The following is a 15,786-nucleotide window of genomic DNA, read 5'->3' as shown; positions in this document are numbered from 1 at the left end:
TCTCACACTAAATAAAGTCTGTATTTTCGGAATTTACTATCATTCTAGTAAGTTTTAATTGTAAACGTTCGTGTTTTACAATCAACGTAATGATTATATCAGACTATTTTCGAGCTTGCTAGTCATTATTTTGATAAATGGAAGGGCACTGTCATAATGACGATATTTTTGTGAAATAATAGCGAAGCGCGAATTAATAAACTCGATTGATTGTGTAACATATGATGCCATCCTTTTTTCGGTAAAAACTGTGGGATGATAACTGTTAATTGATAGCCAGATTTCGTACATTGATGTTCAACCTTATCAATAAACTTCATCAGCGGCTGTGTAATACTTCGGTATGGAGAATAATATGTCACAAGCCGTATATCTGGCTGCCAAGCTTTCCATTTCTCCTCAAATGCTTTTGCTTCCGCTTGATCGAAGGCTACATAAAAGGCAATAATTTTATCAACGTTTAATGTCTGCGCGTAATGCAATGTGTTTTCGACTACTTTCGTAATACCCGCAACAGGGACAATGAAAACATTACCCTCAACATTCGGTAATTCCACATTATCTAATCTTAGCTGTTCACCAACTGTTTTGTAATGCCGTTTAATACGGTGGAACGTCCAAATAATAATTGGTAAAAATATAAACACTGGCCATACTTGAGGCAATTTTGTCACAAAAAACATCATGGCTACAATAAAGGAAATGATCGCTCCAACCGTATTGATCATAAATTTAGCAAGCCAACCTTTTGGTTTTTCACGCCACCATTTTCGCATCATTCCAGCCTGCGCTAAAGTAAACGGAATAAACACACCAACTGCATAAAGTGGAATCAAATGTTCTGTTGTTCCACCAAATAAAAAGATTAAAACAATGGCAGCTAAACCAAGCATCAAAATGCCATTTGAATAACCAAGTCGATCCCCACGAATTTGGAATATTCTTGGGATAAAACCGTCCTTCGATAAATTGACAGCCAGTAAAGGAAAGGCAGAATAACCTGTATTCGCAGCAAGTACTAATATCATCGCTGTTGTTCCTTGTACTATATAATAAAAAATATTACGACCTACACTTGCCTCCGCGATTTGTGAGACAACCGTTTCTTTCGCATTTGGAGCAACTCCATAAAAATATGCTAGACTCACAATACCGATAAATAACACTGCTAAAATACCGCCCATAGCTAGTAATGTTTTAGACGCATTTTTCGGCGCTGGATCTCTAAAATTAGGAATAGCATTTGAAATTGCTTCGACACCAGTCAAAGCTGAGCTTCCTGATGCAAATGCTTTTAATAATATAAATAAACTAATCCCTGCAACTGGTGTACCGACCTTTGGATGCAACTCTGCAGGAACTTGCCCTGTTACTACGTTATAAATCCCTACCCCGATTAACATCAGCATTACGATCACAAACAAATAAACTGGATACGCTAAAATAGATGCTGATTCTGTAACACCACGTAGGTTTAAAATCGTTAAACATATAACAAAAAACACAGCGATTACAACATTATAGGGATGTAGACTTGGAAATGCCGAAGTAATGGCATCTGTTCCAGCCGATACACTTACCGCAACTGTTAAAATATAATCGACAAGCAATGATCCCCCGGCGACCAGACCAGCATTGACGCCTAAATTTTCCCGAGAAACTACATATGCTCCACCACCATGTGGATACGCATAAATAACCTGACGATACGAGAAAATAAGTGCTGTCAGTAACACAACTACCCCAGCAGCAATCGGTAAAGAATACCAAAAGGCAACCGTACTTACTGTCATGAGTACAATTAATATTTGCTCAGGCCCATACGCTACTGATGACAAAGCATCAGAAGATAGTATGGCAAGTGCTTTTGTTTTACTAAGCTTTTGTTCCCCTAACGCATCAGATCTCAATGGTTTACCGATAATATAACGTTTTAATGAGGATTTCATATTCGACACCTTCTAGTTTCATAGAATGTGTTTCGCATTTCTAAATCGATTACACTTTAGCATAATCGGTTTTGTGCCATTCACCGGGGCCTTGTTTCATTAAATGAAGATAAAAAAAATCTACAAGCCATCACTAAATAAGACTTGTAGACGCTCATTCGTCTGCCAAGCTCCACTTTTCTGCTCTTAACGCTTACGAGGTTAGCTGTCGGATTCGGGCCTGAGTAGCCCTACCCCTCAATAAATGAAGAGATTCACCCCAAGGATTACCTTATAATCCGTAAAAATTGGGTCCCCCGCGTATAATTGCTTCAGCGATTTAGAAATTTGAAACTTTTATAATGATGTCATATTACGCCTGAATTAAGAAAAAGTAAAGATGAAGAAAACGGTTACAAAAAATTTATTTTACTTGATATTTTTGTATGTTGGCCCTCTACCATAACTTGGTGAGATTTCCGTTCCGACTGGTTGCTTTCCTAGGAAGCCGCTTCGCTTGTATTTCAGAGCCTCGTTGTGAAGCGGAGTCGCCAAATCTCACCCTAATTATTCCTCAACTTTGGAGACGATTCTTTACTATTTGAAGAATAACGTTTTAATATTGGTAGAAAATATGTGAATACCCGAATCGGAAATCGATTAAATCACTTATGCCTTGGCATAAGTGCGTTTGGAATCGGCTTTGTGCTTAGGCCTGCGTGAGGGCCGACACGATGTCGGTCATTTCGGTAATGCCACAGGACGTGGCGCTTTTACCGATGCAGGTCAGTTAGCCGTTATCGCATGGATGCAATGATTTTAGGCTAACATCCTTTAAAGAACTCCTTTCCGATTCCGTGACATCCGCCGGAGGCTTTGAGCCAACGTGATGTTGGTCACTCAGTCGTCGCCACAGGACGTGGCGTTCTTAGACTGAGTTCCTCTATTTCAGCGGATGTTTTTTGTACCGAAAGCGTAGCGACAGGTACAGACATTTGGACACCCGATGAAAAGTTACCTAAACCTGCATTCATCTCACCACCTATAGAGGAGGGAGACATTTGTAACTACCATTTCACTTTCGTTACAAAAAACAATTGATGTAAGAAGTTAAAAGCCACCTTATAAGTATATTCCCTCTTTTAAAATGGCTAAGTACATTAATCCTTAATCATTTTCAAATGAATCGAATATTTTGCTATTATGCTTCAATACATTATGGTACACAAACAAAAATCAAAGATCTTCAATGACCTTTGATTTACTATATCAAAAAAATTATGAATTAAGTAAAAAATTGAGCAAACTCCTTCACATTTTCTTCTTCTAGCTATAAAATAAGAATATATAATTTTCCTCTAGGAAACTTTATTTCACTTGTGATACTCTTTGAAATGAGGGAACAAAATGGTTTATAAACGAATGACGAAATCGTCTGCAGAGGCGGTTTTAGATGGAGATATAAAAGGTTGGCGACGAATCTTACCGTTTCTTGGCCCAGCCTTCATCGCATCAGTTGCCTATATTGACCCAGGCAACTTCGCAACAAATATTACAGCAGGTTCACAATATGGATATTTACTGCTGTGGGTAATCGCCTTTTCCAATTTAATGGCGGTGTTAATTCAATCCTTGTCAGCAAAGCTCGGCATTGCGACAGGTAAAAATTTACCTGAAGTAGCTCGTGAACATTTTTCTAAAAAAACTTCTATATTTTTATGGATACAGGCTGAATTGGTCATTATTGCAACAGACCTAGCAGAATTTATTGGTGCGGCACTAGGGCTGTACTTGTTATTCAATATTCCAATGTTACCTGCAGCGCTTATTACAGCGGTCGGCTCATTTGCTATTTTAGAATTACAGCGTAGAGGCTTTAGAGCGTTTGAAGCGGGTATTTCTGGCATGGTGCTTATTGTCGTTTTAGCATTTGCATTCCAGACATTTTTAGCACAGCCAAATTGGGGCGAAGTAACACTAGGCATGTTCACACCACACTTTGATGGAGTAGATTCTATTTTACTTGCAACAGGTATATTAGGAGCAACTGTCATGCCACACGCCATTTACTTGCATTCTTCCTTAACCCAAAATCGTATCGTTGGTCGAAATGATGCTGAAAAAAAACGTATTTTCCGTTTTGAATTTATTGATATAATCATCGCGATGATTATTGCCGGTGCTATCAATATGAGTATGCTTATTATTGCCGCGGCCGTATTCCATACACAAGGTGTTGTAGTGGAAGATTTAGATATCGCTTATAACGGATTAAAAGAGGCGCTTGGTCCGATGGCGGCAGTGTCCTTTGGTCTTGGACTTCTCATTGCAGGTCTTGCCAGTTCTTCAGTCGGTACACTAGCAGGTGACGTTGTGATGCAGGGCTTTATTAGAAAGAAAATTCCGCTCTATTTACGCCGTGCTGTTACAATGTTACCTCCTTTGGTCATCATTGCATCCGGCGTTAATGCGACTTACGCGCTTGTCCTAAGCCAGGTTATTTTATCCTTTGGTATTGCATTTGCTCTTGTACCGCTTGTTATGTTTACAAGTAAGCGTGATATTATGGGAAGCCTAGTCAATCATCGTATTACAACAATATTAGGATGGATTGTCGTAGCGATTGTAGTTACTTTAAATCTTTATTTATTATGGCAAACAGTATTTGGTTGAAAAAATGCCGGCCACAAAACCTCAAATTTGGTTTTGTGGCTGGCATTTCTACATGTAAGGGGCTTACTCCATAACGTGTGGTTGATTTCCGTTCCGACTGGGCGCTTTGTCGCTGACGCTTCGCTTTCGCACAGAGCAAAGCTTCCTGGGGGCGTCGGGGCAACAGGATGTTGGTCACGAAGGCGTTATCACATGACGTGATGCTCTTAGCTTTCGTTCCTCTATATCGCTGATCTCCAAGGAGTCGCCCAGTCTCCACTCCAATCAACTAATATATGGCATACGTTTTAACAATTGTCGCCCCTACTACAATGCCCTATTTTTCACCTTTAAATATCTATCTTCTCAATGTTCCGAAATGATAAATAGGCCACGCTTATACCGATAATAGCTAAAGTTATAGGAATGAAAATAATATCGTACAAGGTGAAATTACCCGAATTTGATGATACGACCGATACAATTAATATAGATGATATAATTGTTGCCGGAATAGAGTATTTTCTCATACCGAAATACAATGGTATTAATGCGATGCATGATGCTGAAACTGCATTCATGATCACAGCGGGAATTCGTTGTATTATGAGAGATACCGATATTGTATCTGGAAGCAATTGAAAACTCTCACTAACAGCACAAAAAATCGCTGTTACAAAAATAGTCGAAATAAGAATTGCACTAAAGGTAAAAAGAACAACAATGGCTAGTTTTGAAGCAATTAGCTTTTTTCTATTGATCGGATACATAAATGCTACGGTGATAGTTTTATATTTAAATTCTCCAATAATAAACTTGGCGATTAACACACTAGCAAAAATAATAAATACTGCTCTTACACCTGAATCTATAATGCTAAATGCCCTCTGATAAGTTCGAAAATCTTGATCCCCTTCTATTTTAGTGATAAATATAAGCATAAATATAACAGCTAATATCACAAAATTTGCGAAAATGGCTCGTTTAATATATGAACCAATATGATATTTTTTCATTTCTAGACGCATTAAATTAAGCACTAGCGACACCTCCATTGATTAACTTCAAGAAATAATCCTCTAATGAGCTTGTTTTTTTGCTAATGCCCTCAATTTCAATATCATGCTCAATCAATGTTTTAGAAAGCACCTTTTGTGAAGCTGTCGATTCATAAATTCGAATACATGTATCATCCATTAGTTTGAAATTAGTAATATTTAATTTACTTTCTATAATAAAGGCAGCCTTTTTCCCATCATTGACAATCACTTCAATATAGTCTGCTTGACTACGATTGACAGCATCCATTGATACTTCCTTAATTAATCTTCCATCTTTAATAACCCCAACTGTATCTGCCAATTGTTCAATTTCACCCAAAATATGACTAGAGATAATAATCGTAATTCCATACTCTTTACAAAGCATCTTGAATAGTTCTCGAAGCTCTTTAATGCCAACTGGATCTAGCCCATTTATCGGCTCGTCTAAAATAAGTAATTCCGGCTTAGTAATAATTGCACGTGCAATACCCAACCGTTGTTTCATCCCTAGTGAAAAGTCTTTAACACGTTTCTTCTCAGTGTTTGTTAGTTTCACTAGATCTAGGACATGGGCAATTTCTTTCTTGTCATAATAGCCCATATATTCACAATGTAATTCTAACGTTTCCTTTGCTGTTAAATCTTCATAAAAAATTGGGTATTCAATAATCGTCCCCATCCTTTTCAGCACGTCGTATGAGCGGTCCATTAATTTTTCACCAAATATTTCGACATCTCCACTCGTTGGCTTCGTAAGGTTTGTTAGCATTTTCATGACTGTCGTTTTGCCGGCACCATTAGGACCTAAAAAACCGTAAATCTCTCCCTTTTTCACATGCATAGTTACAGCAGAAACAACTTCTTTTCCCTCAAACACCTTTGTAAGCTGATTTGTTTTCACAATATATGTCATGTAGATCTCTCCCTTTAATTTAGCTACCTTTATTATAAAAAACGAAACTCTCTAATTTATTACTTGATTCTTACAAATTTCTTAAGGGCAGAAAAAAAGCCTGTAAAGCCATAAAATTGCTCTACAAGCATGACTGCTCAGTATGTTATTCGTTTTAAAGAAACTGAAAAAATGGTCTTCTCATATGGGATACTGGAAAGCTGGATGGAACCCTCCATTAATTCTACAAGGCGTTTTGTAATAGTTAAGCCAAGGCCACTCCCTTGAAAGGATTTATTTCTGGAATCCTCAAGCGTATACATTCTTTCAAAAACATTATCAATATGATATTCGTCAATCCCCTTACCACGATCCCAGACATCAATAAAAATATTAGTATCATCATTTCTTACTGTGAGGCCAATGATGTTTCCCGCTGCCCCATAGGCAACAGCATTTGACAGTAAATTATTCAGAACCCTATCTAACGCGTCTTCATTGCCAAATGCATACATGGACATCTCTGGTATTGCTATATCGATTTCTAGTCCCATAGACGTGACCATATCGTAAAATGATAAAATATTTTTGCGGCAAATTTCATTAACATTAATTTTCGTCATTGGATAATCTGTATCTCCTGCCTCCAATTTTGCCAGGTCAAAAAATGTATGGATTATTTTTAATACTTCCAATGATTTCGAATGAACACCCTTGAGCAACCGGCGCTGCTCCTCTTCACTAAGTGATTGCTTCAGCTGTAGCATTTCTGTATAACCTAGTACAACTGTTAAAGGTGTTTTAAGATCATGTGAAATATTGGCCAACATTTTTTTCATAGAGCTTTCCATTTTTCGATGTGTCGCCGATACTCTTTGATTGTGATCTAGCAACGCATTCATCGCAATAAGTAGTTGCTGTAATTCTTGATTTGCTGTCGGCACTAAAATCTTTTCGCTCGATTGTTCGTTAATGATTGCTTGCAGTTTTTGATGCATGTATTGAATGGAAGTGTTTTGTTGTTTTTTAACTCTCACCTGAAAAATAATAATACCTACAAGTAACACAATCATCAGTAATAGAAATATAATCATCTGTTTATCCTTCAAATTTATAGCCGATTCCCCAAAGTGTTTTAATATATAGAGGATTGGATGGATCGTCTTCAATTTTTTCGCGTAATCTTCTTATATGTACATTAATAATATTTTCATCCCCATAGTAAGCATCATTCCAAATCAATTGGTAAATTTGTTGCTTTGTAAAAACTCGATTACGGTTTGTCACGAATAATTTTAAGATAGCAAATTCCTTTGATGTGAGCTTTACTTGCTGCCCATTCTTCTCAGCTGAAAAATTAACAAGATCAATCGATAAGTTGTCTATCTCTACTATATCTTTCTTCTCCTCTACTTGACTGGAGTATTTCGTAGCTCTTCGAATTGCGGCTTTGACACGTGCTGAAAATTCCAGCATCGAGAATGGCTTAGCGATATAATCATCTGCCCCTAATCCTAATCCTAACGCTTTATCAACATCACTATCCTTGGCTGACATAATGATTATTGGAAGTGATGCTTGCTCTCGTATAATCTTTAAAACTTCTAACCCATTAAGTTTCGGTATCATAATATCCAAGATCACTAAATCAAAGGGATTGTTTAAACAATTTTGTAATGCTTCCTCACCATTTACCGCAGAGGTGACAAGGAACCCCTCCATCGTTAAATAGTTTTCCACCATTTCACGAATGGCTTCGTCATCTTCTACTAGTAATATATTGTTTTGCACTTTCATGCACCTCTTCCTAATATAAAGCAGTCTATATATGACTTGGTCATTACTATGATCATCACCACAAAGAGGGGTTGATTTCCGTTCCAGCTGGGCGCTTTGCCGCTGACGCTTCGCTTTCGCGCAGAGCAGAGCTTCCTGGGGGCGTCCGATGAGCCGCTTAGACCAACAGATGTCTTTTGCGCGAAAGCGTAGTGCTAACGAAGCGTCAGCAGCAGGATGTTGATCACGAAGGCGTTATCACAGGACGTGATGGTTTTAGCCTTCGTTCCTCTATTGCTAATCCCCAAGGGGTCGCCCAGCCTCCACTCCAATCAACTTATATGCATGGTATACGTTTTAATAAATGTTATACCCAAAATTTGGTGATGTGTCATTTCTCTATTAGTTTACCATATTAAGGTTGTGCACCAAAAGTGGGGGACGATTTGAGAAACTAAAGTCCCCTTTCTTCTTCTCTCCAGTACAAACAGGTATTTTTAATTAACTAGAATTACTCATCATTTTGCTTATTCTTGTAGTCTACGGATCGATGATTGCAATTATGGGGATACGAGGTTTTGGAGCTTAAAGATTAATCGTTCACTCGCAGTATTTTGAACGTCTAGGGTTACAAATTTATTATTTAACTTAAAAAACTGCCCTGCAAGTCATTTTCTATGACTCACAGGACAGTTTTATTTTTTATTCTTCGACTTTTAAATCACATTGCTCTAATGGAAGCATTTTTGTTTTATGCTTGATTTTATAGCCAAGCCATAACAGCAAGAACAGTGGAATACCGATATACGAGACAAAGACTCCGTACCAATCTACTGTATTACCCATAAAGGCATTGTAGTTTTGTCCAATAACAACAATCATACAAACCGTAAAGGCAAATAGCGGACCGAATGGGAACAGCTTTGCTCTATACGGCAATAATTTCGGATCTAAGCCTTGTGCCTCGAATGCTCGACGGAAACGGTAGTGGCTAAATGCAATACCTAACCAAGCAATGAATCCAGACATTCCTGAGGCATTTAGAAGCCACATGTAGACCACACCATCACCAAAGAATGAAGCTAAAAATGCTAGGGAGCCTACAGCTAAAGTCGCCAGCAATGCGTAAATCGGAATACCTCGACGGCTTAGTTTAGTGAAAAATTTCGGTGCATGTCCATCTATCGCTAATTGCCAAAGCATACGAGAAGATGCGTACAGCCCTGAATTCCCTGCTGACAGCATTGCCGTTAGAATGATAGCATTCATCAATGATGCAGCAAAGGCAATTCCTAAACGGTCAAACACCAGTGTAAATGGTGAAACAGCGATATCTTCAGATAATAAACGTGAGTCTGTAAATGGAATCAACAACCCAATTGCACCGATTGCTAAAATATAGAACAAAAGAATTCGCCAGAAAACAGACTTAACTGCTTTCGGAATATTTTTACCAGGATCATCTGTTTCACCTGCTGTTATTCCAAGTAGCTCTGTCCCTTGGAACGAGAATCCTGCAGCTAAGAAAATACCAAATGTAGCAAGGAATCCACCGTGGAATGGTCCATCACTGATAAAGAAATTCGTAAAGCCTACCGGAGCGTTTCCTCCTAAAATACCAAAAATCATTAAAAAACTGATGATAATAAAAATGATTACAGTTACAACCTTTATCATGGCAAACCAATATTCACTTTCACCATAGCTTTTTACCGATAATAGATTGAACGTTAAAACGACGGCAATAAATAAAACAGTCCAAAGTGCTGATGAGCTATCTGGGAACCAATATTTCATAATTAATGATACAGCAGAAATTTCTGCTGCAATTGTAATTGCCCAGTTGTACCAGTAGTTCCAACCAAGTGCAAAGCCTAGAGCTGGGTCTACAAATTTTGTAGCATACGTACTAAATGAACCCGATGATGGCATATAGGCTGCCATTTCGCCTAAGCTCGTCATTAAAAAATACACCATGATACCGATTAATGCATAAGCGAGTAGTGCACCTCCAGGGCCTGCTTGTGCAATTGCACCACCACTAGCTAAAAACAATCCAGTACCGATTGTACCGCCTAATGAAATCATTGTAATATGACGGCTTTTTAATTCTTTTTTCAGCTTCGGCGCTTTATGTCCGAGCTGATTGACTTTTATTTCACTCACAATATAGCTTCCTTCCTTTTAAGAGGCAAAAAAATGCCATCACATGAACGTTGCTGTGATGGCTAAGTAAATCCTCTGTTCTTTCAAAATGATAGCTCAACACGTTGTCCAAACGTGACAGTTCTGTTCCTTTCGGAGACAGCCCCAGCATGAGGTTTTCAAGTCCCCTCACACTTCGGCAGTATTTCCTTTCAGCTAATTTCTCAAATGCTTGTCATTTCCATTAACATACTCTTAAATACCGCGACCTCTACCTCAATATAAACATGAGGCATTAAATATTAAATTTATGATGGGTATTAGTTTAACATACGACCTATGACATTTCAATAACTCGAGTAATATTCTATATTTTGTGAATTTTCAACTATTTTTTATTAATGTGATAAAGTGGTATAGTGATTCAATCAAAATTGTTCTAACAAGGGGGATTTATTTGACTACTCATGAACATACCGATACTTATCCTAGCAGGAAAATTAACTGGAAAGGTACAACCTTATTACTAGTTATCGGAGTAATTTGTATTGCCTCGACATTACGGATGCCGCTAACAGTTGTTGGACCTATTACTTCCTTTATTCGTGAAGACCTCGGCATATCCCATGTACTAGCAGGCTTTCTAACGACGATTCCATTGCTAGCATTTGCAATCATTTCACCATTTGCACCAATTGTCGCACGTAAATTTGGACTAGAATTAACATTATTTTTATCGACTATTCTATTAGCGGTAGGGATTGTACTACGCTCCCTTGGCACAACTAGTTTACTTATTTTTGGTACTATGCTAATTGGTATAGCCATTTCATTCGGTAACGTACTAATTCCGGGATTACTTAAATTGAAATTTCCCTATCACGTAGGTTTACTTATGGCATTTTTCACAATGTCGATGAATTTGACAGCTGGACTCGGCGCTGGCATTAGCTATCCTATTGCCAACTCATCACTCGGTTGGCAAGGTGCACTGGCAATCGCACTTGTTCTTGTGGTGTTAACCATCTTAATTTGGATTCCACAGTTGAAATTTAATAAGCCTGAACCGACTGTTGAGACTACGAAAGAAAGTACACCATTATGGAAATCACCTGTTACTTGGGCAGTAGCAGGGGCTATGGGATTTCAGTCATTATTATTCTACACAACTGCCGCTTGGATTCCTGAAATATATATAGCACAAGGATTAGCTGCAGATCGTGCAGGCTGGATGTTTTCCATCATGCAATTTTCACAAGTTCCAATGGCTTTAGCTGTGCCTATTATAGCTAGTAAAATGACATCTCAACGTCCTCTCGTATTAATGTTTACGGTATTTTACTTAGTTGGCTTTATCGGAGTAGTCATGGAATGGACAAGCCTCGCTGTACTATGGATGGTGCTACTAGGCTTAGCCGGAGGTGCTTCATTCGCATTAGCGATGATGTTCTTTACACTACGTACCCGTACAGCTTTAGAGGCAGCTGATTTATCAGGATTTGCACAATCATTAGGATATTTATTAGCCGCAATCGGTCCAATTTTATTTGGATATTTACATGATTTATTTGGTGGCTGGAATATCGTTGGTTGGTTATTTGTTATCGTAGTATTGATACTTTTCTTATGTTCATTTAGGGCTTCTAAAAATGAATATGTGAATTAAATAAGGCGGCTCATGATCTTCTTTCAGCGGATGTCTTTTGTACCGAAAGCGTAACGACAGGTACAGATGTTTGAACACCCGCTGAGATAGATCAATTGTGCCTCGGCATAATTGCGTCCGGAATCGGCTTTGTGCATGCACAAAGCACTCCTTCCCGATTCCGTGACATCCGCCGGAGGCTTTAACTTCTTTCAGCGGCTGTTTTAAACACCCGCTGAAAGAAGTTAAAGTGGGCTGCCTTTTTCTCTAATAAGGTGGTTTCTGATAAAAATAATTCGGTGTATTGTAAACATTAACATAGGGCTTATGGAAAATATGAGTCGTAGCTGGTGAAAGAGGTGGAATCAACCACGTCCAATTGCCTGTAACCTTACGATCCGTCGCTGCTTCAGTTTCCTCAAACAATTTAAATTGCTGTGCAGCTGTATGATGATCTACAATGCTCACACCGTCTTCTTTAAAGGAATGTAGTACGGCAATATTCAGCTCGACTAATGCGCGATCACGCCATAAAGAAGCCTGTTTAGTTGTATCGAGATTGAAAATTTCTGCTATAGCGGGCAGCATATTATAACGCTCATGATCTGCTAAATTACGTGCCCCGATTTCTGTACCCATATACCAACCATTGAATGGGGCAGCCTCAAAATCAATACCTGCCATTTGGAAACGCATGCTCGATATAATCGGCACTGCATACCATTTTAATCCTAGCTTCTCTACTTGAGATGATTCTGGATGACGAATCGGTACCTGTAGTACATACTCGTCAGGAATCGTAAACAATTGCGGCTCCCTTCCATCCATTTGTACAACAAGTGGAAGCACATCAAATGCCGTTCCCTCTCCTTGCCAGCCAAGTGACTCACATAATTTTGTAAACTCAACAGAATGCAAATCACCAATGATTCCAGATTCAGTTTCATAGCCAGCATAACGGATTAGCTGATGATTCCATATACGAACACGCCCTGGTGCAAAAACCGTTATTGTTGGACGAATTTTTCCACCATTTGTTGCATACTTAATATGTTCAAGCAAAGCGTTGAAGATACCCTCTTCATTGGAAATATCGCGGGCATCTACAACATGCAGCGATTGCCAAAACAATCGACCAATACACTTATTACTATTACGCCAGGCCACTCGTGCACCAAAGATTAATTCTTCCGTTGTCGGTATATATTCGCCTGCAGTTTTAATTTGCTGTAATTTATTTTCTAGCCATGTTTTCGACTCATTTTGTTCTACTTGATAAAGTTCTAAAAAACGCTGTACTTCCTGTAAATTCATATCGAATTCCTCCATCTACCCTCATATTAGAGGAATGGAACTATAATCACCACGAAAAAACCTGCCAGAAAACATACATATTTTATATATGAAATACTTTGTTCAATATTTCATACCACCTCTTCATTTTATCAATTATGCCTCGGCATAATTGCCGCTGTCGCGCAAATAAACAATGCGTCCAGATTCGGCTTTATGCTTAGGCCTGCACTAAAGTTATTTAATAATTAGGGTTCCCATCTTGAGTAGACATTATAAATATTAGGAGAAATTACGGAGGAAAAAACTATTGAGTATAGACTTGCTATTATAACGTTTTCTTATGCCGAAGTAGGAAATACATGAGACGCTTTAGGCCACATTGCACTCCCTTCGCAGTATTTAGGAGAAGACGCTATTACTTGTGCATTAGAAATAAAATTTCCTTAACGCATAGTGAGCTTTGTTTGTCAGTATAGTTGGCATAAAAAAAGCATGTCGCACTAATGTGCAACATGCTTGATGACCCGTACGGGATTCGAACCCGTGTTACCGCCGTGAAAGGGCGGTGTCTTAACCACTTGACCAACGGGCCGTGGCTCCGAAGGCAGGACTCGAACCTGCGACAACCTGATTAACAGTCAGGTGCTACTACCAACTGAGCTACTTCGGAATAATGGTGGGCCTAAATGGACTCGAACCATCGACCTCACGCTTATCAGGCGTGCGCTCTAACCAGCTGAGCTATAGGCCCATTATTTTTTGGAGCGGGTGATGAGAATCGAACTCACGACATCAGCTTGGAAGGCTGAGGTTTTACCACTAGACTACACCCGCAGATGGTGGGTCAGGACGGAATCGAACCGCCGACACGTAGAGCTTCAATCTAATGCTCTACCAACTGAGCGACTGACCCGGAAAAATGGAGGAGGTAGAGGGATTCGAACCCCCGCGCGGTGTTACCCGCCTGTCGGTTTTCAAGACCGAGCCCTTCAGCCAGACTTGGGTATACCTCCGGAAATTATATAAATGGTGGAGCCTAGCGGGATCGAACCGCTGACCTCCTGCGTGCAAGGCAGGCGCTCTCCCAGCTGAGCTAAGGCCCCAATAATTAGGAAAGATGGTCGGAATGACAGGATTCGAACCTACGACCCCTTGGTCCCAAACCAAGTGCTCTACCAAGCTGAGCTACATTCCGATATTATAGGTTTTTTTGGCGCGCCCGACAGGAGTCGAACCCATAACCTTCTGATCCGTAGTCAGACGCTCTATCCAATTGAGCTACGGGCGCATTTATAAAAACTGATGAGCCATGAAGGACTCGAACCTTCGACCCTCTGATTAAAAGTCAGATGCTCTACCAACTGAGCTAATGGCTCAAACTAAGAAATGAATGGCTGGGGTACTAGGATTCGAACCTAGGCATGACGGAATCAAAATCCGTTGCCTTACCGCTTGGCTATACCCCAATAATTAAATGGGGCGACTGATGGGAATCGAACCCACGAATGCCGGAACCACAATCCGGTGCGTTAACCACTTCGCCACAATCGCCACTATATGTAATCATAGCAGTGTTTGATAACGAGTACCTCGAAAATTGGCAGGGGCAGTAGGAATCGAACCCACATCAAAGGTTTTGGAGACCTCTATTCTACCGTTAAACTATGCCCCTATGAATAAAAAACTGGTGGAGGGGGACGGATTCGAACCGCCGAACCCTAAGGAGCGGATTTACAGTCCGCCGCGTTTAGCCACTTCGCTACCCCTCCAAGGGATGGTGCCGGCGATAGGAGTCGAACCCACGACCTACTGATTACAAGTCAGTTGCTCTACCAACTGAGCTACACCGGCAAAAAAAAAAAAATGGCGGTCCCGACCGGGATCGAACCGGCGATCTCCTGCGTGACAGGCAGGCATGTTAACCGCTACACCACGGGACCATTTTGGTTGCGGGGGCTGGATTTGAACCAACGACCTTCGGGTTATGAGCCCGACGAGCTACCACTGCTCCACCCCGCGATAATGAGTAATTTATTTAAATAATGGTGGAGGATGACGGGCTCGAACCGCCGACCCCCTGCTTGTAAGGCAGGTGCTCTCCCAGCTGAGCTAATCCTCCTGGGTATAATGCCTAGCGACGTCCTACTCTCACAGGGGGAAGCCCCCAACTACCATCGGCGCTAAAGAGCTTAACTTCCGTGTTCGGTATGGGAACGGGTGTGACCTCTTTGCCATCATCACTAGACTATTAACGGCTTTCAATATACGTCGTATTTCTTCGTCAGCTTCAGTCGTTCTGTCAGTCACGTACTTAAGTACGCTCCTTCCCTCTCTCCATCGCTTCCTCGAACTACTCGTATCTTGAAACCCTAAAATGAAAGGGTTTGTTCTTTCAAAACTGGATAAACG

Annotated in this window: 10 protein-coding genes, 18 tRNA genes, 1 rRNA gene and 2 riboswitches; of the genes, 3 read left to right on the top strand and 26 right to left on the bottom strand. The window is 39.9% G+C overall.

Annotated elements, in window-relative coordinates; genetic code table 11:
• Positions 1 to 125: 125 nt before the first annotated feature.
• Complete coding sequence (locus ACZ11_RS14205) at positions 126 to 1,949, bottom strand: APC family permease (RefSeq protein ID WP_049667207.1); 1,824 nt, start codon at positions 1,947 to 1,949, stop codon at positions 126 to 128.
• Between the two features lie 176 nt (positions 1,950 to 2,125).
• Positions 2,126 to 2,276, bottom strand: a riboswitch (cyclic di-AMP (ydaO/yuaA leader).
• 528 nt (positions 2,277 to 2,804) lie between these two features.
• Here ACZ11_RS14205 and ACZ11_RS25860 point away from each other — a divergent pair.
• Complete coding sequence (locus ACZ11_RS25860) at positions 2,805 to 3,029, top strand: hypothetical protein (RefSeq protein WP_134008580.1); 225 nt, start codon at positions 2,805 to 2,807, stop codon at positions 3,027 to 3,029.
• 306 nt (positions 3,030 to 3,335) lie between these two features.
• Positions 3,336 to 4,601, top strand: a complete 1,266-nt coding sequence (locus ACZ11_RS14200; RefSeq protein WP_049667206.1) for an Nramp family divalent metal transporter — start codon at positions 3,336 to 3,338, stop codon at positions 4,599 to 4,601.
• 329 nt (positions 4,602 to 4,930) lie between these two features.
• Here ACZ11_RS14200 and ACZ11_RS14195 read toward each other — a convergent pair whose 3' ends face one another.
• The 5 genes from ACZ11_RS14195 to ACZ11_RS14175 all read right to left on the bottom strand — a co-directional run bounded on the left by ACZ11_RS14195 (position 4,931) and on the right by ACZ11_RS14175 (position 10,457).
• On the bottom strand, positions 4,931 to 5,620 hold the full coding sequence (locus ACZ11_RS14195; protein WP_049667205.1) for an ABC transporter permease: 690 nt from the start codon (positions 5,618 to 5,620) through the stop codon (positions 4,931 to 4,933).
• Complete coding sequence (locus tag ACZ11_RS14190) at positions 5,613 to 6,536, bottom strand: ABC transporter ATP-binding protein (RefSeq protein WP_049667204.1); 924 nt, start codon at positions 6,534 to 6,536, stop codon at positions 5,613 to 5,615. The genes ACZ11_RS14195 and ACZ11_RS14190 overlap by 8 nt, the downstream gene beginning before the upstream one ends.
• Positions 6,537 to 6,673: 137 nt before the next feature.
• On the bottom strand, positions 6,674 to 7,609 hold the full coding sequence (locus ACZ11_RS14185) for a sensor histidine kinase (protein ID WP_049667203.1): 936 nt from the start codon (positions 7,607 to 7,609) through the stop codon (positions 6,674 to 6,676).
• A 4-nt stretch (positions 7,610 to 7,613) separates the two neighbouring features.
• Positions 7,614 to 8,306, bottom strand: a complete 693-nt coding sequence (locus tag ACZ11_RS14180; protein WP_049667330.1) for a response regulator transcription factor — start codon at positions 8,304 to 8,306, stop codon at positions 7,614 to 7,616.
• A 687-nt stretch (positions 8,307 to 8,993) separates the two neighbouring features.
• Complete coding sequence (locus tag ACZ11_RS14175; protein ID WP_049667202.1) at positions 8,994 to 10,457, bottom strand: amino acid permease; 1,464 nt, start codon at positions 10,455 to 10,457, stop codon at positions 8,994 to 8,996.
• Positions 10,458 to 10,541: 84 nt separating this feature from the next.
• A riboswitch (Lysine riboswitch) is annotated at positions 10,542 to 10,718 on the bottom strand.
• 175 nt (positions 10,719 to 10,893) lie between these two features.
• Here ACZ11_RS14175 and ACZ11_RS14170 point away from each other — a divergent pair.
• The gene (locus ACZ11_RS14170; protein WP_049667201.1) at positions 10,894 to 12,102 is read left to right on the top strand and encodes a CynX/NimT family MFS transporter; all 1,209 of its coding nucleotides are present in this window, start codon (positions 10,894 to 10,896) and stop codon (positions 12,100 to 12,102) included.
• 246 nt (positions 12,103 to 12,348) lie between these two features.
• Here ACZ11_RS14170 and ACZ11_RS14165 read toward each other — a convergent pair whose 3' ends face one another.
• The 20 genes from ACZ11_RS14165 to rrf form a co-directional block, all read right to left on the bottom strand.
• The gene (locus tag ACZ11_RS14165; protein ID WP_049667200.1) at positions 12,349 to 13,395 is read right to left on the bottom strand and encodes a nitric oxide synthase oxygenase; all 1,047 of its coding nucleotides are present in this window, start codon (positions 13,393 to 13,395) and stop codon (positions 12,349 to 12,351) included.
• Between the two features lie 502 nt (positions 13,396 to 13,897).
• Positions 13,898 to 13,969, bottom strand: a tRNA-Glu gene (locus ACZ11_RS14160).
• Position 13,970: 1 nt separating this feature from the next.
• Positions 13,971 to 14,047 (bottom strand) — tRNA-Asn (locus tag ACZ11_RS14155).
• A 4-nt stretch (positions 14,048 to 14,051) separates the two neighbouring features.
• Positions 14,052 to 14,128 (bottom strand) — tRNA-Ile (locus ACZ11_RS14150).
• Positions 14,129 to 14,137: 9 nt separating this feature from the next.
• A tRNA-Gly gene (locus tag ACZ11_RS14145) sits at positions 14,138 to 14,211 on the bottom strand.
• Between the two features lie 3 nt (positions 14,212 to 14,214).
• Positions 14,215 to 14,290, bottom strand: a tRNA-Phe gene (locus ACZ11_RS14140).
• A 7-nt stretch (positions 14,291 to 14,297) separates the two neighbouring features.
• Positions 14,298 to 14,390: transfer RNA gene (locus tag ACZ11_RS14135), tRNA-Ser, on the bottom strand.
• Between the two features lie 14 nt (positions 14,391 to 14,404).
• Positions 14,405 to 14,480: transfer RNA gene (locus tag ACZ11_RS14130), tRNA-Ala, on the bottom strand.
• Between the two features lie 15 nt (positions 14,481 to 14,495).
• Positions 14,496 to 14,572: transfer RNA gene (locus tag ACZ11_RS14125), tRNA-Pro, on the bottom strand.
• A 16-nt stretch (positions 14,573 to 14,588) separates the two neighbouring features.
• Positions 14,589 to 14,665: transfer RNA gene (locus ACZ11_RS14120), tRNA-Arg, on the bottom strand.
• Positions 14,666 to 14,680: 15 nt separating this feature from the next.
• Positions 14,681 to 14,753 (bottom strand) — tRNA-Lys (locus ACZ11_RS14115).
• A gap of 15 nt (positions 14,754 to 14,768) precedes the next feature.
• Positions 14,769 to 14,843 (bottom strand) — tRNA-Gln (locus tag ACZ11_RS14110).
• A 9-nt stretch (positions 14,844 to 14,852) separates the two neighbouring features.
• Positions 14,853 to 14,928: transfer RNA gene (locus tag ACZ11_RS14105), tRNA-His, on the bottom strand.
• A 47-nt stretch (positions 14,929 to 14,975) separates the two neighbouring features.
• A tRNA-Trp gene (locus ACZ11_RS14100) sits at positions 14,976 to 15,049 on the bottom strand.
• 13 nt (positions 15,050 to 15,062) lie between these two features.
• Positions 15,063 to 15,146, bottom strand: a tRNA-Tyr gene (locus tag ACZ11_RS14095).
• 6 nt (positions 15,147 to 15,152) lie between these two features.
• Positions 15,153 to 15,228 (bottom strand) — tRNA-Thr (locus tag ACZ11_RS14090).
• A 13-nt stretch (positions 15,229 to 15,241) separates the two neighbouring features.
• Positions 15,242 to 15,317 (bottom strand) — tRNA-Asp (locus ACZ11_RS14085).
• Between the two features lie 4 nt (positions 15,318 to 15,321).
• A tRNA-Met gene (locus ACZ11_RS14080) sits at positions 15,322 to 15,396 on the bottom strand.
• Positions 15,397 to 15,420: 24 nt separating this feature from the next.
• A tRNA-Val gene (locus ACZ11_RS14075) sits at positions 15,421 to 15,496 on the bottom strand.
• 10 nt (positions 15,497 to 15,506) lie between these two features.
• Positions 15,507 to 15,622 (bottom strand): 5S ribosomal RNA (gene rrf / locus ACZ11_RS14070).
• Positions 15,623 to 15,786: the final 164 nt, after the last annotated feature.

The organism is Lysinibacillus xylanilyticus, assembly GCF_001183605.1.
Lineage (GTDB): Bacteria > Bacillota > Bacilli > Bacillales_A > Planococcaceae > Lysinibacillus > Lysinibacillus xylanilyticus.
The sequence above is the reverse complement of the archived record's forward strand: the minus strand, read 5'-3'. Positions and strand labels throughout refer to the sequence as shown.